The sequence below is a fragment of the Bifidobacterium reuteri DSM 23975 genome (assembly GCF_000741695.1).
Taxonomy (GTDB): Bacteria; Actinomycetota; Actinomycetes; order Actinomycetales; family Bifidobacteriaceae; genus Bifidobacterium; species Bifidobacterium reuteri.
Window position 1 is genome coordinate 233,452 of record NZ_JGZK01000017.1, and the last position, 19,361, is coordinate 252,812.

Here is a 19,361-nt window from a genome sequence, read left to right on the forward strand (position 1 = left end):
TGCTCGTTGAATACGGTATCTTCAGGGGCGGAAGGTGAGGGCCGATGCGTTGACGAATGCTTCGCCGGATTATGCCGACTTGCCTACGGATGATTCTCTGGAGTCGCGTATCGCCCAAGCGAAAGCAGTAGTGAAAAGTACTGCTGACGGCAGTGTCTGCAGCCCGTATTCGCGCAAACGGCTTGTGGATATATTGGCGGCATCACAGGAGATGCTGAACAGTGGCACGGCGGACGAGAAGCAAATGCAGATTCAATCCGACTCGTTGTATCGGATCACCGAAAGCGTGCGAAATGACAAATGCGTGACGCATTGGTGATGTCGTGATGTCGTCCTTGGAGCGTGCGTTGTCTCATTATGAGGTCAAAGGCGGGGCAACGCATTGTACGCCGTATGCATTGTTCCGCATGACGAAGCTCTACAATCAGGGAATGATCGTGAAAAGCAAGGAAGCTCTATGAAGATGAAGTATCTGGAGGATACATATAGGGATCCAGGATCTGAGTATCCTATTTCCGCTGAAATCAGGAGGCGGCGTGGGCCTGGAGCATTGACTTTCGGCGTGCTTGTAAGAGTGGCTCATTCTCTATTGCAGACGCATCCCCGGTGGCAGAATCTCTGGGATGAGCCCGAGGACGCGGCCTTCGAGTTTTGCTATCTTTGTGATGGTGATGGCGTTCCGGTGGCCCTTAATCCGAAGTTCGTTACGTTGTATTGCGCTGCAGCCAGCGATAACAATTTCCGTGCCCTTGCTCGGCGGATGATGTATCAGTGGATGGTGGACGAGGATAATGCCCGTGATTTCGGCCGTCTGGTGGATCGCATCGAAAAACGTCTGGCAAGGTCTTCGGATGGGTATGTCAGAGAGAAGGCTGTCGAATGCGACAATGTCCTTCACCTTGATGTGAACGGCAGGTGGTATAGGTTGCCGTTCTGTCCTAGGGCGTTGGTGCGCTGTCGGATCGCGAGAATTGAAAGACTTGCACGTCGCACGCCAGTGGATTGGCCGTCGGAGGACGCGCTGAGGGAAAAGCATCTGGAGCGGCAGCAACGTGGCTACATCAAGAACGATAAAGGGAACATTGTCAGGCAAGCAGTCCGCGATCCTGAAATCGGCAAGCGAGACGGTCAATTCGATAAGTGGCTCTATGTGATTTTCAATGAAGCGAATGGGGCTTTGGCGATACATGAGGTCACGCAATTGGTCGTGGACGTCTGTCCTGGGTTGGTGCAGGACGGTTCCGATCGCGAAGAGGTGTTCCTCCTTTCGCCTACCAGCGAAGTGTTCTCTCGCGACTACGACGAATTCGATGATCCGACGTTCAATCAAGTGCTTCAGATGCAGGATTTGGAGGACGGTTCTTTGGACCAGTTGAGTGAGCAATCGTTGTTGGATGAATTCGGATTTGTGAATCCGGAAGATATCTATGAGTGAGTGTTGAAGGCGTGTGATGAATATGTTGAATACAGGCAATGAATGGTGCCGGCGTATCGCACAAAGCAATAGGGAATTCCCGATTCCTGACCGAGTCGATGGCAGCCGGGGCCGGCAAAAAGCCATGCTGGAGAATGGGCCCGAACGCAATCAGGTCTGGATGCTGAGGGATCGTTCTCATCTCGTCGAATATGCAGTGGTTCTTGCGGTCGGTTCAGACTGCCGGACTCTCATGGTGACGGCTATGAGCAACGATACGCGTCTGCAGACCGATGATTCCATGGTGCTCGCAGATACGCCTCTGGGTATGCCGATGCTTATATGGCCGAAGCTGACAATCGAAGTCCCCGTAAGACTGCTTGATGTCCCGTTGGGTGAGCTTGGCGAGGTGTGTATCAGGAAATCATTGCGGTACGAGGCGTCGGATACCGAAGGAGTTGCTGCAGGAAGATACAGCTCAGTCGATTATCACCGTGCGATTGCCGCTTTTCGTAACAGAGTGAAGGTATTCGCCCAGTGGCATAAGCTATGCGCGCAGCTTCCAGAACTTCCGGCTGCTGAAAGTCCAGTTCGTCTTGAGCGAGACGATTCCACGGGGAAGCTGCTGGACGCTCTCATTGATGTCCTTGGTATGGAACCATATGATGCGGTCCCATATGCCAAGCATGACAAGGAACTGTCCGATGGGCAGAAGAGACAACTGGCGCAAGCCGGTGTAGACGAGCGTGTGCTCAACTATGAGACTGAACTGCCTCGAGACCTTCTTATCGAAGTTGAACAGCCCCGGTGGCGTCATCGTGCCGAAAGAACGATTGCGACGGGTGAGGACGACTGCCGTATGCGTCTGGCGAGGAAGGCCAAACGCAATGAGTTTGCCTTGGCGGCTCGTGCGAACAGACAGGGCCGGGAATACTGGCGCCTGGTACTTCAATCCTGTGCATCGGAAAAGGGGGAGTGAATATGAATATTCCGGTTGCATCCACGACGGACATTCTTCGTGAGCAGGTTTCCCAGATGCATTCTGCCGTCAAGCGCCGTATACCGAATTTCGAATTGGTGCTGATGAGTCGTGACCCAATCAAGGCTATCGAGCTTCTTGCTGGTGATGTGCTGACCGTGCATATTGTCGAGAGCCATGATTCACGGTTTTTCAACGGTCTTTCCGTCGGTGAAAAACGAGAAGAGGCTCATGGGTTGTATGAAAAACATGTTGGAGAACCCGATTGCATTCGAATCGCGTATAACAAAGAAACCCGTCGAATGTGCTTCACGCTATTCCATGAAATCGGGCATTATCTTCAGAAGAACGACCGACTATTGGCGAAGAATATTGTCGAATACAGGCAATGGGAATCTTTTGAAGAGAAAGCCTGCGACGCTTTTGCGGCTCAATGTCTGATTCCGGATGATCTTCTCGAACGATGTTTCGGGACAGGTGTCTGGTCTTTGGATGCTGGGAAGCTGTCGTATCTTTACTACAATTCCATGGCTTCGCGTCGGGTGGTTGCCCGTCGTGTTCATGATTTGGGGATACTCGGTGAGCGGGATTATATCGGCTTTACGAATAACACATACTCCGAATATGCAGGCACCGTTCCATCCAGCGTAGTGCGATTCCCCCCTGACGCCGTGAAGGCCGGTGACCGTGATGTCGACCGTTTCGGAAAGGCGCGATGGGAGCGAATCGCCTTGAACCGAATTCAGGAGGACGCAAGCCAGTACCGTGAATGGGATGTTCTCTCGGACGAATTGCTCAGCCGCTATGAAGGGGATGACAATCCTTCATATATCAGCATCTCGGAAGCATTTGATCATTCTTCGGTTGAGCAAGTACACGAAAGAAAAAGGAATTATTTCATCGTCGTATGCCGATGAAATAAGGGACGATTGCGATTCATTCCGCTGTGGAATCGTGCTCGTTGATTTCCTGTTAGGCAATGCATGAGTTTGAATAAGGGGATGAAATGGACGCTAATCATATGGAAGAGACCGCTGAGTATGTAATGAACTCTGATGAATTGACGCCGCTGATTGCTCAGTATGTGGTGAACGTCAGAGAGAGAACCGGCTCATATTATGGGTGGCGAACGATATCGGAGGCTCTTGTGGGAGAATCGCCGGCATCGGTCAGCAATCCGCTGCCGGATATTGACGGTTACGGGTTCTTGGCTGGCTTATGCACCAGGGATGAGGTCTCAAACATGATCTTCGAACTTGAGGCGAAGGATGTGGTGCGCGTCGGTAAAGATACCCTGATTCGTCCGGGGGCCAATATCCGGGAATTGCTGCCGGATTATCGGGGGTGGGCTCCGAGGCCTCGCCACGCTGCTGAACGATATGCCGAATCTCATGGCCGCAGTGAAGACCGGAAAGAGTCCAGTTGGACGGTATCGCGGTCGGGGCTGCGGACCGTGCCTGCTACCGATCAGGAGATTGACGACATGCGGACGATTATCGAATTCGTCAATGAGGAGATGCGTGTCATCGGACATGGTTACGGGAGAGGCAACACTATTAAAGCTCTTCGCGGAGAAAGAAGGAAAGAATTGGCGGCTGCAGGTCTTATTGACCTGAACGGCCACGGCAGTCTTAAAGGGCGTAGGTATCGTTATATCCGAAGATTGTTGCAAACGCTGATCGAGGCAAAAGTGTTGAGATATGGGAAATACATCACCATCATGCCGCCGAAAGAGCGTGATGTGGCGATTATGCCCGATTGCCTCGATTGGGTTGTGGATGAGCAGGAATTCAATCAGCGCATGGACGAGAGAGCGGATGCGATTGCGAGGGGTGGGCGGTAGTCGCCGCGCTCGTGCGGCCTCGAAGCGGCTTGCGGTGGATGCCAGTGGATAAGTCTGTGGATGACACGCGGGCCGTGAATCGTTACGGTAATCACACAGTTGTAGTTTCGGCAGAATATCGCCAAAAACACTACAGTTAGTTCGACGCGCCTTCTTGGAGTACTAGATATAGGGGTGGGGTTGCCGTATTGTGTTATAGGTTCAAGAAAACGACATCCATGTAATTTTGTTTGGCCCTGCGAAAGCTCGGCCAAAAACAGAGTCGAAAGGGGTTCTCGATGGGCTTGCAGATGATGGATGAGACCGTCGCCAGGCACGGGGCTCAAGGTGCCGTCAGGGACGGTGTGGTGCTCGTGGAGAAGCGTGACGGTCGTGTGGTCGATTTCGACCCGATCAACATCATCTCCGCAGTCAAGTCCGCCTTCAAGGATTTGGACAAGGAAGTCGGCCCGGAAGAGGAGGCCATGATCCGCGGCTTCGCCAATCAGGTGGAGGGTGAGATCAAGGAACGTTACGCAGGCCCCGCCAAGATCGAGGACATCCAGAACCTTGTGGAGCATGCGCTGATCAGCGCCCATCTGTACGACGTGGCTCGCGCATACACCAACTACCGTCTGGACAAGGACATCCAGCGCGCCAAGGCCACCGATGTGAACGAGGCCGTGGCCCGTTTCATCAACCATGACCCGACGCTGATCCACGAGAACGCGAACAAGGATTCCAACGTCTACGCCACCCAGCGCGACCTGCTGGCGGGCGCCGTCTCCAAGGCGGCCGCGTTCAACATGCTGCCCCCGGCCGTCTCCAACGCCCACATGAAGGGCGACATCCACTTCCACGACGCCGATTACTCTCCGTTCACAGCCCAGTCAAACTGCTCCCTGCCCAACTTCTGGGACATGCTCGCCAACGGCTTCACCCTGGGCAACGCCCCGATGGCCTCACCGAAGTCCATCGCCATCGCCGCCACCCAGATCACCCAGATCATGAAGGACGTGGCCTCCAGCCAGTACGGCGGCCAGACCGCCAACCGCGCCGACGAGCACCTGGCCCAGTACGCCCGCAAGGACTATGAGAAGTTCCTCGAGGAGGCCCGCGAGACCATCCCCGACGGCATGCCGGTGGAATTCGCCCGTCGCCAGGTCGAGAACGCCAAGAAGAACGAGCCGGCCAAGCTGCACTTCGGCAACCGTGCCCCGCTGCCGATGGACACGCCGTTCCACACGGATGTCGACGAGCTCGAGCAGGAGCGCGAGATCCTCGCCAAGATCCGCACCCGCAAGGCCATCTACGACGCCATGCAGACCATGGAGTACCAGATCAACTCCAACCGCGTCTCCAACGGCCAGACCCCGTTCGTCACGGTCGGCTTCGGCCTCGGCACCGACTGGTTCTCCCGCGAGATCCAGCGCGCGATCCTGCTCAACCGCATCCGCGGTCTCGGCAAGGAGCACCACACCGCCATCTTCCCGAAGCTCGTGTTCACCATCAAGCACGGTGTGAACGCCGACCCCGACGACCCGAACTACGACCTCAAGCAGCTCGCGCTCGAATCCGCCACCAAGCGCATGTACCCGGACGTGGTCTTCTACGAGAACATCGTCAAGATCACCGGCTCCTTCAAGGCCCCGATGGGCTGCCGCTCCTTCCTGCAGGGCTGGATTAACCCGGAGACCGGCAAGGACGAAGAGGACGGCCGTATGAACCTCGGCGTGGTCACCGTCAACGTGCCGCGCATCGCCATCGAGTCCCACGGTGACAAGGCCCGCTTCTGGAAGTTGTTCAACGAGCGTATGGAAGTGGCCCACCAGGCATTGCAGTTCCGCATCATGCGCTGCAAGGAGGCCACCCCGGTCAACGCCCCCACGCTGTTCCGCTTCGGCGCCTTCGGCCGCCTTGGCGCCAACGACAACGTGGACCAGCTCTTCAAGAACGAGCGCGCCACTGTGTCGCTGGGCTACATCGGCCTCGCCGAGACCACCGCGGTCTTCTATGGCAAGAACTGGATTCGTGACCACGGTTGGGATCCGGAAGGCAAGGAGTTCGCGCTGTCCATCGTCAAGCGCATGAACGAGCTGTGCAAGCAGTGGAGCAAGGCCGAAGGCTATCATTACTCTGTCTACTCCACGCCGGCCGAGTCCCTGACCGACCGCTTCAACCGCATGGACCGTGAGAAGTTCGGTCGCATCGAGGGTGTGACCGACCACGACTTCTACACCAACTCGTTCCACTACCCGGTGTGGCTCCAGCCCACCCCGATGGAGAAGCTCAACTACGAGAAGGACTTCCCGTACTACGCCTCCGGCGGTTTCATCAACTACTGCGAGTACCCGTGCCTGCAGGACAACCCGAAGGCGCTCGAGGCCGTATGGGATTACGCCTACAACATCGGCATCGGCTACCTCGGCACCAACACCCCGATCGACCACTGCTTCGTGTGTGGCTTCCAGGGTGACTTCGAGCCCACCGAAGAGGGCTTCAAGTGCCCTGAGTGCGGCAACTCCGACCCGGATAAGTGCAACGTGACCAAGCGCACCTGCGGCTACCTCGGCAGCCCTGTCCAGCGTCCGATGGTGCACGGCCGTCATGAGGAGATCGCCCACCGCGTCAAGCACATGAGCGGCGAGACCGGTCGCGTGACGCTGAACGACGGCACCACCCGCGAGTGGTTCGAAGAGGCCAAGTGATCCGTCGTGATTTCGCGCCCGGGGAGACCGGGCGCGGCCCGTCCGTGCCGTCCCATGGGCTCGCCAACGATCCGAAGGCGGGCCAATGGGACGGCTGTCGCATGTCCAAGCGCATGATCGCCGACTACAAGACCTTCATCGTCACCGACGGCGAGGGCGTGCGCAATTCCCTATACGTTTCCGGTTGCCCGTTCCACTGCGTCGAATGCTTCAACGCCTCCATATGGGATTTCCGCGCCGGCCACGAATACACGCCCAAGCTCGAGGACAAGATCATCGACGATCTCAAAGCGCCTTGGGTGCAGGGCATCACATTCCTCGGCGGCGAGCCCATGCTCAACACGCCCGTGCTGGTGCCGCTCGCGCAGCGCATCCGCCGCGAATTCGGCCACACCAAGGACATCTGGTGCTGGACCGGCTATACGTGGGAGGAGCTGATGCGCCCGGGGGAGACCCCGGACAAGCTTGAGCTGCTTCACCTCATCGACATTCTGGTGGACGGCCGTTATCTCAAGGACCAGAAGAACTCGCTGCTGCAGTTCCGTGGCTCGGCCAACCAGCGTATCCTCGACGTGCCGAAGTCCCTCGAAGCAGGCAAACCGGTCATCTGGGCCAAGCTCCACGATCAGGAGCGAGACATCCCGGAGATCTATCTGAAAGATCGCGAAGCCGGCGAGGGCGCCCAGGCCTCCTGACGATGGCGCGTCCATGGCGCATCATCAGTGTTAAGCCGCTTGGCAGATGATTAACGGGATTGGGTCTGTAGCGCCCACCTCCATGCGGGAATGACATGTATGTCTCCGCTGCTGGTATGAATAACGTCGTTCTCCCGTAGCGTGATGATGATGCCGTTCACGCCGGGCATGCGTTTCATGGTCTCCTCGAGTCCTCGAATTTCACGTACCTTGGTTTTGGGGGTGGTCATATCCGCTGTGACTTGGATGGCGGAATACGGCTCGATGCCGAGTGCATCGCCGATGAGGAAATCCACTTTCTCCTGTTTGGCCGTAGGCATGGTCAACGAGGTGATGGAATCAGTGCGCCTTCCCGCCTGACGTCGGCGCAACTCCAGATAGACGGTGGTCTCCAGACGCTTGCCTACATCCTGTTGGTTCGCGCGTGAGACCGCGTATGCCAGACCGGGGTCTTCGGCGTAGATTTTCGGCACAGTGGTTGTATTGGGCTTGAGTGATGTGGTGTATTCGTTGAGTTCATAGCAGAGAAACGCCTGCTCCATCAGATCGAGGATGCGCCGGGCCTTGTTCCAATAGAGTCTGTATCCGACTTGTTCCAGCTGTGCGGTGAGTTTGTTGACAGCGAGTTCACATGCGGTGTTGCGTAACACGAACAGTGCGATTTGATTGGCCAGAGCGATTTCCCCACGGCCCAGCTGCTCGGCCACGTCTCTGGCAACAACGTCACGCATATAGCTTTGTAACATATCAATACGTCCGGCATTGGGCAGCGTTTGCACGCCTGGGAAGCCGCCTTCTATGAGATAACGGTCGAATGCCGACTCCATGGCCGTGACGGTTTGTGCAGAGAAGGCGTTGTCGCTGCCGCTTGGTGCGTCGAGTCCGTGGAAATCGCAGTATTCGCGGAATGAGAGGGGCAGTACTTCATGCGAGTACGATCGTCCGCGGAATTGTGTGGCGATTTGTTCGCTGGACAGTTTGGATGACGAGCCGGTGATGACTAAGGTGACTCGTTCGTGCTCGGCAAGTCGCTGGCAACATCCCTGCCAGTGTTCGGTTTCCTGCACTTCGTCAAGGAACAGGAACGCGCCTTGTTCGCGTGCGGTTGGGCATTGCCTCCAATATTCCGTAACCACTTGATTGAGCGCATCGGGCGGCATGGGCTGGAGTCGTTCGTCGGCGAAGTTGAAATAGAGGATGCGTTCACGTGTTGTTCCTGCGTCCATTAGGTCATTGATGAGTTGGAAGAGGTGAAATGTTTTGCCGCTACGGCGCATTCCGGTGAGGATATGCACGAGATTGAACATCGCGGGTTCGGGTAATTCGTCGATAACCGGATGCCTTTTGATGGGGCGTGGAAAACGGTATTCCAATGCTTCGCGCACGAGCGCGGGATAGTCAGGTGCGGAGTAATGTACGGTTGCAGCCATGATGCCGGACCTTTCCACCAGTGCACAGGCTTCATAAATGATTTATGAAGATGATATCATAATTTCATAAATGATTTATGAAGTTAGCTCTTCTTTGCTGTGTTGCGCGATTGGCGATTGCGACCGGCGGGTGTTAGCGGGCGGGCTTGGTCTCTCCAGGGTCTGACAAAACCGGTCAACGCTACGGTTCGTTCGTGGACGTATCGACAGCCATAGTTGTCTGAAAACAGGTAGATCGAGGCAACGTACTTTCATATTGTTTGGCGGTGGGGATAAGGGGGTGATGACGGTCAGCGCCCAACGGCTCGCTGTTATGCGTCACATCGGCGCGAACTGTAGTGTTACCTGCTTTCCGTGAGCGAAATCACCCGGGCTGTGGGCCAGTTGGGCAGGTGGTCAGACTAAGCTGACCCGAAGAAGTAGCCGGGCGAAGCCGTCCGCAGTGCACCTGCCAGCCGTCCCGTGGCGGTTCCATGGTGCCCTGTGGGGAGGGTGATTCCGGAGGACCAACGTAAGAGGAAACATGGTTGATACCGTATCGAACGCGACCGCAGGCGCAGCATCGGCGCCTGCGACGAACGCATCGAAGGGCGCCAAGCCGCTGCGTTTAGGATTGGATATCGGCTCCACCACCGTCAAGGCCGTGGTGCTCGACCAATCCGATTCTCTGAGCGAGACCCTGTTCTCCGATTACCGGCGACATCATGCCAACGTGCGCGCCACCGTGGCGGGTCTTCTGGTGGACATCCACAAGAAGCTCGAGGAGCTCGGCCGTGGCGACGAGCCGATTCGCCTCGCCATCACCGGCTCCGGAGGCCTCGCGCTCGCCGACAACATGCACGTGCCGTTCATCCAGGAGGTCATCGCCGAAACCGAGGCAATCGACAAAGAGTACCCTCAAGCGGACGTCATCATCGAGCTCGGTGGCGAGGACGCCAAGATCACGTACCTGAAGCCCACTCCCGAGCAGCGTATGAACGGCTCGTGCGCGGGCGGCACCGGCGCGTTCATCGACCAGATGTCTACCCTGCTCGACACCGACGCGGCCGGCCTCAACGAGATGGCCAAGAGCTACGAGAACCTGTATCCGATCGCATCCCGTTGTGGCGTGTTCGCCAAAACCGATCTCCAGCCGCTCATCAACGACGGTGCCGCCAAGCCCGACCTCGCCGCCTCCATCTTCACCGCCGTGGCCACGCAGACCATCGCCGGCCTCGCCTCCGGACGCCCGATTCACGGCACCGTGATCTTCCTCGGCGGCCCGCTGTTCTTCATGTCCGAGCTCCGCGCGGCATTCCAGCGTGCGCTCGAAGGCAAGGTGGACGAGTTCATCGTGCCCACCAACGCCCACCTGTATGTGGCATATGGCGCGGCACTCCAGGCCGATACCGACTCCGACGATGAAGGCCATCATTTCGAGGCACATTCCTGCGCGGATATCCTCGAACGTCTTGAAGACCTGAAGAACCTGCCGTCCAATACGCCCACGATGCCGCCGCTGTTCCCCACCGAGGCCGACCGTGAGGCGTTCAACCAGCGCCATCACCGCGAGCACATCCACATCGGCACGCTCGAAGGCGCGCACGGCCCCCACTTCCTCGGTATCGACGCCGGATCGACCACCATCAAGGCCACGCTCGTCAACGACGATCGCGAAATCGTATGGTCGAGCTACGCCAACAACGAGGGCAGCCCGCTGACGGCCGCCATCAACATCGTCAAGCAGATCCAGTCCGAACTGCCTAAGGAAGCTTGGATCGCACGCTCCTGCGCCACCGGCTACGGCGAGGGGCTGATCACCACAGGCCTTCATCTGGACGAGGGCGTGGTCGAGACCATGGCCCACTACCGCGGTGCCGAAATGGTGAGCCCCGGCGTCACCGCCGTCATCGACATCGGCGGCCAGGACATGAAATACCTGGCCATCACCGACGGCGTCATCGACTCGATCGCCGTCAACGAGGCCTGCTCGTCCGGCTGCGGTTCGTTCCTGCAGACCTTCGCCATGTCCATGGGCCTGACCATCCAGGAGTTCACGCAGAAGGCGCTCGCCTCCACGCATCCGGTGGACCTGGGCTCCCGTTGCACCGTGTTCATGAACTCCTCCGTCAAACAGGCGCAGAAGGAAGGCGCCTCCATCGAGGACATCGCCGCCGGCCTGTGCTACTCCGTGGTGCGCAACGCGCTGTACAAGGTCATCAAGCTGCGTGACTCCGGCGAGCTTGGAGATACCGTCGTGGTCCAGGGCGGTACGTTCCTCAACGACGCCGTGCTGCGCGCATTCGAGCTGCTCACCGAACGCGAGGTCACCCGTCCGAACATCGCAGGCCTCATGGGCGCATACGGTGCGGCACTGACCGCCCGCATGCACTACCAGGACGTAGCGGACGACAATCACGATCATGTTCTGGCCGACGGCACCTCCGCCGAAGCCTCAGAAGCCGCGGAAAGTACCGACATGGCCGGCGTGGACACGACCAATGCGGCCGCGGTCGCCGAAGGCCACGACAACGAGGTGGTCATCGACGGCGTGCACCATACAGTCAGCTCCATCCTGACCGGCGACGCGCTCGACAACATGTCCATGACCACCGAGCGTGACGTATGCAAGCTGTGCCAGAACCATTGCAAACTCACCATCACCACGTTCTCCGATGGTTCGCGCTTCGTGACGGGCAACCGATGCGAACGAGGCGGCGACGCCAAGAAGAAGCGCTCCGACCGTCCGAACCTCTACGACTACAAGTACAAGCGTTGCTTCGCCTACCGCAGGCTCACCGACAAGAAGGCCACCCGTGGCGAGATAGGCATCCCGCGCGCGCTCAACATGTACGAGAACTACCCGTTCTGGTTCACGCTGCTCACCTCACTCGGCTTCAAGGTGATGATCTCCGGCCGCAGCTCCCATGAACTGTTCGAGACGGGCATCGAATCCATCGCCTCCGAGAACATCTGCTACCCTGCCAAGCTCGTGCACGGCCACATCAAGTGGCTGCTCAACAAGGGCATCAAGACCATCTTCTACCCGTGCGTCTCGTACGAGGAGAATCTTGTACCCAACACGGACAACCACTACAATTGCCCGGTCGTGGCCAACTACCCGCTCGTGGTCGGCGCGAACATGCCCGAACTGCGCGACCCGGACGTGCGCTACATGCACCCGTACTTCAACCTCGCCAACCACGAGCTCATGGTCGACCGCATCGTCGAGGAGTTCGCCTGGGCCAATGTGACCCGCGAGGAGGCCGAGACCGCCGTCAAGGCAGCCTACGCCGAGGACAAGGTCTTCAAGCATGACGTGCAGCAGGAGGGTCTCGCCGCGCTCGCCTACATGAAGGAGCACGGTTGCCGCGGCATCGTGCTCGCCGGCCGCCCCTACCACATCGACCCCGAAATCAACCACGGCATCCCCGAGACCATCTGCTCGCTCGGCATGGTGGTGCTGTCCGAGGATTCCATCTGCGAACTGCAGCCGGGGGAGAAGCTCAACCTCACCGAATTCCTGGCCGAAGGCGAGAAGGACCCACGCTCCAAGAACGCCGCCGGATTCCGGCACGTTGGCGACCGCACGGTCACCAGGATGCCGTTGCGCGTGACCAACCAGTGGGCCTACCATTCCCGCCTGTACGCGGCGGCGCACTTCGTGGCCTCCTATCCGGGACTCGAGCTCGTGCAGCTCAACTCCTTCGGCTGCGGTCTCGACGCCATCACCACCGACCAGGTCGCCGAGATCCTCGCCGACAAGGCCGACGTGTACACGCTGCTCAAGATCGACGAGGTCTCCAACCTTGGCGCGGCGAAGATCCGTCTGCGCTCGCTCAAGGCCGCCGTCGAGGAGCGCGAGGCCAACAAGGCTCGCGAGGAGGCCAAGGCCAAGGCTCAGGTTCGGGCTCAGGCTCAGGTGGCGGGCGGTACCGAATCCGCTGAAGATCAGGCCGTGGCGCAGGCTCGTGAGGCGGCCAAGGCCAAGGCCGAAGCCGATTTGGCCGCGGCAAAGGCGGCGCTCGCCCAAGCACAGGCCGCAGTGGAGGCCGCGGAAGCCAAAGTCAAAGCCGAACAGTCCCAGTCGACGAGTGGCGGACAGAACGGACAGAACGATGGCCAGCCGATTGGACCCAAGCCGATGGGCTTCCGCAAGACCGGTTCCAAGGCACCCACTGCCGGTCGGCAGGTGCTGCTCGATACCACCATGGCCGCCAACCCGAAGCTCACCAAGGCCATGCGAGAGGCCTCCAAGAAGGCCGCCCAGCGCGATATCGCGGCTGCGGCGAACAATCGCAATGTGCTTGCCGGCTCGAACGGCACCGTTGACCAGCCGGCAGCCAAGAACGGCAAGTCCAAGAAGTCGGCGCACAACAACGCCACGATGAGCCGTTATGCCCACCGTCAGAAGTTCCTCAAGAACATGAAGAAGGACTACACCATCGTGGCCCCGCAGATGAGTCCTATTCATCTGTCACTGGTCGAGGCGGTCATACGCTCCGGCGGCTACAAGTTCGACGTGCTCAAGCATGCAAGCCGAAGCGATGTGGAGACCGGCCTCAAATATGTGAACAATGATGCCTGCTATCCGGCCATCATGGTCATCGGCCAGCTCATCGACGCGATCCTTGAAGGCAAGTACGACCCGGACCATGTGGCGCTTGCCATCACCCAGACCGGCGGCATGTGCCGTGCCACCAACTACTTCGGACTCATCCGCAAGGCCCTAATCGACGCGGGATACCCGCAGATTCCGATCATCGCCATCTCCACGCAGGGACTCGAGGACAATCCGGGCTTCAAGGCCACCGTGCCGATGCTGCATCGCGCCGTCAAGGCGCTGATCCTCGGCGACCTGCTCATGAAGTGCCTGTACCGCGTGCGCCCGTACGAGGTGGAGAAGGGTTCGGCCGACAAGCTCTATGAGCAGTGGGATGTGATCGTGCGCGAGACCCTCGAACATCACGGGTATTCCAAGACGGCGGCCAAGACCCCATGGCTCAAGAAGGGTTGGCTGCCGTACGGCACGCTCGCCAAGGAGATCGTGAAGTCCTTTGACGCCCTGCCGCTGAAGAACATCCCGCGCAAGGTGCGTGTCGGCGTGGTGGGTGAGATTCTGGTCAAGTACCAGCCGGACGCGAACAACCATGTGGTCGACGTCATCGAATCGCAGGACTGCGAGGCAGTGGTGCCCGGCATCATGGAGTTCATGACCACCAAGCCGTACATCACCGACTGGAACGAGCACAACCTCGGCATGGGCGGCAACCAGTTCGCCTACGCCGTCATGCGTTGGGGTCTCGATCGGTACTTCGCGCCGATCAACGCGGCTTTGGACCTTTCGCACGGCAAGTTCCGCCGCGACGAGCCGATGCCCGAGCTCGTCAAGAAGGCGGCCGAGGTCACGTCCATCGGCGTGCAGGCCGGCGAAGGCTGGCTGCTCACGGCCGAAATCCTCGAGCTCATCGAACAGGGATGCCCGAACGTGATCTGCGCGCAGCCGTTCGCCTGCCTGCCCAACCACGTGACCGGCCGCGGCATGTTCGGCAAGATTCGCCGCCTGCACCCGGAAGCCAACATCGTCTCCATCGACTACGATCCTGGCGCATCCGAGGCCAATCAGCTCAACCGCATCAAGCTTATGATCGCGGCGGCCAAAAAGGCCCATAACGCCAAGTTCTCCGATGCCGGTGAACCGCAGGGGTTCACCGCGGCGGACTGATTCGCTTCATAACAGGTAATGCCGTAACGCCCGCTATCGGTTTTTCGTATAGCCGATGGCGGGCATTCGGGCGCGGCTCCAAGCATGCTCGCATACCATACCAATCATGGTTACTCCCAGAATTAGTTATGCGCATTTGCTCGCCAAGCCGAACCCCAAGCATGTCGACAGCCTGCTGAAGTTCTTCGAAAGCGGCCGTTCCCAGCGTGGCACTGGCGGCTTTGGCGTCGAGATAGAGCATCTTCCGGTGCATAACAGCGACGATACCGCCGTGACCTATTACGAGACGAATGGCATCGAGGCCCTGCTCAAACGCCTTGCCCCGTATTACGACGAGGAGAAGGAGTACTGGGAGAACGGCCACTTGGTAGGCCTGTCCCGTCCCGGAGTGGCTGTTTCTCTTGAACCGGGCGGTCAGGTTGAGACCTCCATCGGCATTCTGAAGAAGCCCAGCGACCTGAATGCCCTGTACTCGAAGTTCCGCCGCGAGGTCGATCCGATTCTTAAGGATTTGGATTTCCGTCTGGTCAACTATGGATATCAGCCGAAGTCCAGCTTCGCGGATGTGCCGGTGAACCCCAAGGATCGCTATGACGCGATGACCGACTATCTCGGCCGCGTCGGTCAGTTCGGCCCGTGCATGATGCGCTGCTCCGCCTCCACACAGGTCAGCATCGATTACGTGGACGAGCACGACGCCATCGAGAAGATGCGTCTGGGCACGGTGGTCGGTCCGATTCTGGCATACTTCTTCCGCAACACCCCGTATTTCGAAGGCGAGACGAATCCGTGGCCGCTGCTGCGCCAGCGCATGTGGGATTATCTCGACTTCCAGCGCACCAATGTGATTCCCGGTCTGTTCGACCCGAGGTTCGGTTGGGAGGATTACGCCGTGGATGTGCTCTCCACGCCGCTCATGTTCGCCGACCTGACCCACACCCCTGAGGCTGTGGCTTCCGGCGCGAGCCCCAAGGAACTGCATCGTCCGGCATTCCGTGAGAACGCGGGGGATGTGTACCCGGACCGCGAGCTCAATCCGTACGAGATCAACCACATCATCTCCACGCATTTCAACGATGTCCGTCTGAAGAACTTCGTGGAGCTGCGCCACTGGGATTCGCTGCCCATCGAGCGTGCGGAACGGCTGACCGAGATCGTGGCCTCCCTGTTCTATGTGCCCGAGAATCGTGAACGTCTGGAAAGCTACTTCGACGGCATCACCGAAGAGGAGGTCTTCGAGGCCAAGGCCAACATCCAGGCCCACGGCCGTCAGGCATCCCCGTACGGTCAGCCGCTGGAATTCTGGAAGGAGTTCCTAGGCCTCGAGGGTCTGCTCTCCGACATTCCCGGCGACCCGAAGCATCCCGACGTGTTCCAGGAGTAACCCGAGTCGTCTTGAAACCGTCAGATGGTGCGGCGGCCCTTGTGAGAGGGCGCCGCACCATCTTTTTTGCCTTCCGGCGTGTGGACCGGAAGATCGGAATGCCGGAGGGCTTGCGTGTGCTTCGCGCCATAGCGGTGGCGTGTGTAGCGCGCATGGATTGGACTGGCATGTTTGGCCTTGGCTTTGGGCTTGATGCAAAGACTGATATCGTCATTGTCCTTCACTTGCCGGTATATCGAGTGCATATTCGATATACTGGCTTTCATGAGCATGGTGAAGCAGAAACGAGTGCGTAAAAGCCCGGAGGAACGGCGCGCGGAGATTGCGCAGGCCGCAGTGCGTCTGGTGGGGGAGAAGGGCTACTATGGCACGTCCCTGAAGGATGTGGCCGACGCCGTGGGCATGAGCCAGCCCGGACTGCTCCATTACATCGGCAATAAGGAAGGCCTGCTGTCGATGCTCATCACCGATAACTACGACGTATTCGGTACGCCGGACGACTTCATGGCATCAGGCCTGCCCGGCAGCGACCCGGATCGTCTATTGTTCCCCGCTTATCTGCGTTATCTGGTGCGCTACAACGCGCAGCGGCGCGAGCTGGTGGCGCTATACATCGCTCTGGAGGCTGAGGCGTTGGGGCCTGACCATCCGTTGCATGAGTATTTCGACGGACGCCCGCAGGAAGTCTGGGAGCATTACTCACGCTATCAGTGGTGCATTCCGCCCCAGATGGGTTCGTGGGAGGATTCCATGAAATCGCTGGTGCGTCGGTGCATCGAGGCCATGGACGGCGTGCAGCTGCGCTGGATGCGCAATCCGCCGGTGGATCTGTACGACGAATGGCTGGCGTTCGAGGAGCTGCTTTTCCCCTCGCCGATGTGGGATAACTACCGGTAGGCAGAGTGTGGGCCGGCCTCGGGTCGCAGTCGATACGAGGCCGGTCTCGGGCCTTGACCGAAGCTGATTCAGGGGAATGCGGCTAACTCCGGTCTAACAAATCATAGATATCGTGATTGCGACACGCCGATGTGCCGTATGTAAGCGAAGAAACGTTGATTGTCCGCCGATTTGAATAACGAATAACCGTTAGATAATGATTTGACGGAAAGGTGCGGCCGGGAGTATTCTCAATGTTATCTAACGGACGTTAGGTATGTCAGGGAAGACAAATCAACAAGGTAAGGTTCAAAGATGAGTGATGCAATGACCGCCTCCGCCGAAGAGCGTTTTGCGGCATACAATGCGAACATCGCCGCGGCCGGCAAGGATCCGTCGCTGTCCCCCGAGACCGGCAGGCAGATGGACAAGGCCATGCTGTTCCGCTTTGGCGCGGGCTTCCTGGTCTTCGGTCTGCTGTGGATGAGCGGTCTGGCCATCGTGTCGGCCGTGTTGCTCACCAAGCATCTGCAGAACATCTTCGGTCCGGATGTCGAGGGCCTGACCGGTGTGATTAACGCCTGCACCGCCGTGGCCTCGCTGGTCTCCAACCTGCTGTTCGGTACCCTGTCCGACCGATCCCGCTCCAAGTGGGGACGCCGTACGCCGTTCATTGTGCTGGGCGCGGTGCTCGGCGGCGTCACCCTGTTCCTCACCGGCATGGTGTCGAACGCCGTGGCCATCACCATCATCTACTGCCTGTGCATGTTCGGCCTCAACGCCATGATCGCGCCGCTGGTGGCCATGATCTCCGACCGCATCCCGATGAACGTGCGCGGTACTATGTCCGCCTTCTTCGGCGCCGGCCAGACCTGCGGCGCCCCGATTGGCACCCTCATCGGCTCCGCCTTCATCCTGAATCCGTTCCCGGGCTTCATCCTCGCCGGCGTGCTCATGTTCCTCGGCGGCATCGTCGCCGTGCTCATCGTGCCGAAGGAATCCTCCGCCGACTTCCTGCCCAAGGACGAAGGCAAGGTCACCGATGTGCTCCGCAGCTTCATCCCGCCGAAGTTCTCCACCGCCCACGACTTCTACAAAGCGTTCGCCGGCCGTCTGTGCATGCTGCTGAGCTACCAAATGATCACTGTCTACCAGCTGCTCATCTTCCAGAAGTACATCGGTCTCGACGACACGGCCGCCGGTGCCGCCATGGCCACCATGTCCGTGATCACCATGGTCGTCTCGCTGGGCGGTTCCGTGGTCGCCGGCCCGATCTCCGACGTCATCGGCCGCCGCAAGCTGCCCGTCATCGCTGCCTCCGTGCTGTTCGCTATCGGCATGGCCATGCCGTGGATCATGCCGACCACCATGGGCATGTTCCTGTACGCCGGCATCGCCGGCCTTGGCTACGGCGTCTACTCCTCCGTGGACCAGGCCCTCAACGTGGACGTGCTGCCGAACAAGGAGGAGGCAGGCAAGGACCTCGGCGTGCTCAACCTCGCCACCACGCTCGGCCAGATGCTCGGCCCGGTGCTCATGTCCGTAATCACCGTGACCCTCGGCTACGCCGCCGCCTTCCCGATCTCCATCGTGTTCGCGCTGCTCGGCTGCGTATTCATCATGATGATCAAGGGCGTCAAGTAAGCGATTCCTACGCACGCCGATTACGCGCCGCCGGCCGGCCGCCAGCAGCTGTACGCCAGCCATAGCCGTACAGTTCGACGTCACAGGCGTGCGGGCCGTCTTCCTCCTCCTTGCGGCCCGTGCGGCACCTTCCTCCTCCCCCTATCAGTTACGATGTGCCGGGCCGGTCCGATTCAGGACAGTCCGGCATCATCGTTTCCGGAGCATTCGCTTCAGGCCGTCGCATGACTTATCGACGGCCTGACACATTACCATGTTTGGTAGGTCCCGAATGGTCGGGGCCGGGTCGCCGGTTCCGGTATGACTTTCCTGCCCTGTCGTCGATGATCCGGGGGGTGTTGTCGCCGGGAGCGGGGACGTTCGCAGACCGCTGATAGGAACCAGGCCGGCCGCATGGACGCTTCGGGGCGCATGGCGCAGGCCTCCCGTAATGTGGGTGCGGCGCGGGCGTCCGGATCCCCTTCTCCGCGGGTTCCACGGCGACCGAGGACACCTTCATGACGGGAGGGACGACGATGACACCGGACGACATCGACGTGTGGGTCGGGCTGGACGTGGGCAAGAGCGCGCATCACGCGCACGCCCTCGACCATGACGGCAACACCTTGTACGACAAGCCGCTCAGACAGGACGAGAAGGCCATCCGCACGATGCTGGAGAAGCTCTCCGAACGCGGGCGCGTGCTCCTGGTCGGTGACCAGCCCA

The 19,361-nt window shown here is 59.2% G+C and carries 14 protein-coding genes; 12 read left to right on the forward strand and 2 right to left on the reverse strand.

Going from position 1 to position 19,361, the window contains the following annotated elements; translation table 11 throughout:
* Positions 1-49 precede the first annotated feature (49 nt).
* From BREU_RS12035 to nrdG, 7 genes are all read left to right on the forward strand, one after another.
* Entirely contained in the window at positions 50-319 is a 270-nt protein-coding gene (locus BREU_RS12035) for a hypothetical protein (RefSeq protein WP_140462709.1), read from the forward strand.
* A gap of 138 nt (positions 320-457) precedes the next feature.
* Positions 458-1,435, forward strand: a complete 978-nt coding sequence (locus tag BREU_RS10290; protein ID WP_044089731.1) for a hypothetical protein — start codon at positions 458-460, stop codon at positions 1,433-1,435.
* A 16-nt stretch (positions 1,436-1,451) separates the two neighbouring features.
* Positions 1,452-2,393 carry a hypothetical protein gene (locus BREU_RS10295; protein WP_044089732.1) on the forward strand — a complete coding sequence of 314 codons (942 nt, stop codon included), beginning with the start codon at positions 1,452-1,454 and terminating at the stop codon, positions 2,391-2,393.
* 2 nt (positions 2,394-2,395) lie between these two features.
* On the forward strand, positions 2,396-3,310 hold the full coding sequence (locus BREU_RS10300; protein ID WP_044089733.1) for an ImmA/IrrE family metallo-endopeptidase: 915 nt from the start codon (positions 2,396-2,398) through the stop codon (positions 3,308-3,310).
* A gap of 104 nt (positions 3,311-3,414) precedes the next feature.
* A complete protein-coding gene (locus BREU_RS10305) occupies positions 3,415-4,236 on the forward strand; it encodes an RQC domain-containing protein (protein ID WP_162178922.1) in 822 nt (273 codons plus the stop codon).
* 290 nt (positions 4,237-4,526) lie between these two features.
* Entirely contained in the window at positions 4,527-6,923 is a 2,397-nt protein-coding gene (gene nrdD, locus BREU_RS10310) for an anaerobic ribonucleoside-triphosphate reductase (protein WP_044089753.1), read from the forward strand.
* Positions 6,920-7,618, forward strand: a complete 699-nt coding sequence (gene nrdG / locus BREU_RS10315) for an anaerobic ribonucleoside-triphosphate reductase activating protein (RefSeq protein ID WP_223848016.1) — start codon at positions 6,920-6,922, stop codon at positions 7,616-7,618. The genes nrdD and nrdG overlap by 4 nt, the downstream gene beginning before the upstream one ends.
* Positions 7,619-7,668: 50 nt before the next feature.
* Here the strand turns inward: nrdG and BREU_RS10320 are convergent, their stop codons facing one another.
* Positions 7,669-9,048: an ATP-binding protein gene (locus BREU_RS10320; protein WP_044089736.1), complete on the reverse strand. Its 1,380-nt coding sequence runs from the start codon at positions 9,046-9,048 to the stop codon at positions 7,669-7,671.
* A 523-nt stretch (positions 9,049-9,571) separates the two neighbouring features.
* On the opposite strand from BREU_RS10320, the gene BREU_RS10325 reads away from it, so the two are divergent.
* Both BREU_RS10325 and BREU_RS10330 read left to right on the forward strand, forming a co-directional pair.
* The gene (locus BREU_RS10325; protein WP_044089737.1) at positions 9,572-14,752 is read left to right on the forward strand and encodes an acyl-CoA dehydratase activase-related protein; all 5,181 of its coding nucleotides are present in this window, start codon (positions 9,572-9,574) and stop codon (positions 14,750-14,752) included.
* 106 nt (positions 14,753-14,858) lie between these two features.
* A complete protein-coding gene (locus BREU_RS10330; protein ID WP_044089739.1) occupies positions 14,859-16,136 on the forward strand; it encodes a glutamate-cysteine ligase family protein in 1,278 nt (425 codons plus the stop codon).
* Positions 16,137-16,156: 20 nt separating this feature from the next.
* Here the strand turns inward: BREU_RS10330 and BREU_RS10335 are convergent, their stop codons facing one another.
* Positions 16,157-16,360, reverse strand: a complete 204-nt coding sequence (locus BREU_RS10335) for a hypothetical protein (protein WP_140488315.1) — start codon at positions 16,358-16,360, stop codon at positions 16,157-16,159.
* 40 nt (positions 16,361-16,400) lie between these two features.
* Here BREU_RS10335 and BREU_RS10340 point away from each other — a divergent pair, with 40 nt between their 5' ends.
* The 3 genes from BREU_RS10340 to BREU_RS10350 all read left to right on the forward strand — a co-directional run.
* The gene (locus BREU_RS10340; protein WP_081886683.1) at positions 16,401-17,033 is read left to right on the forward strand and encodes a TetR/AcrR family transcriptional regulator; all 633 of its coding nucleotides are present in this window, start codon (positions 16,401-16,403) and stop codon (positions 17,031-17,033) included.
* Positions 17,034-17,327: 294 nt separating this feature from the next.
* The gene (locus BREU_RS10345; RefSeq protein WP_044089742.1) at positions 17,328-18,656 is read left to right on the forward strand and encodes an MFS transporter; all 1,329 of its coding nucleotides are present in this window, start codon (positions 17,328-17,330) and stop codon (positions 18,654-18,656) included.
* 515 nt (positions 18,657-19,171) lie between these two features.
* Positions 19,172-19,361: IS110 family transposase (locus BREU_RS10350; RefSeq protein ID WP_044095954.1), on the forward strand; the 190-nt coding region annotated here is incomplete at its 3' end.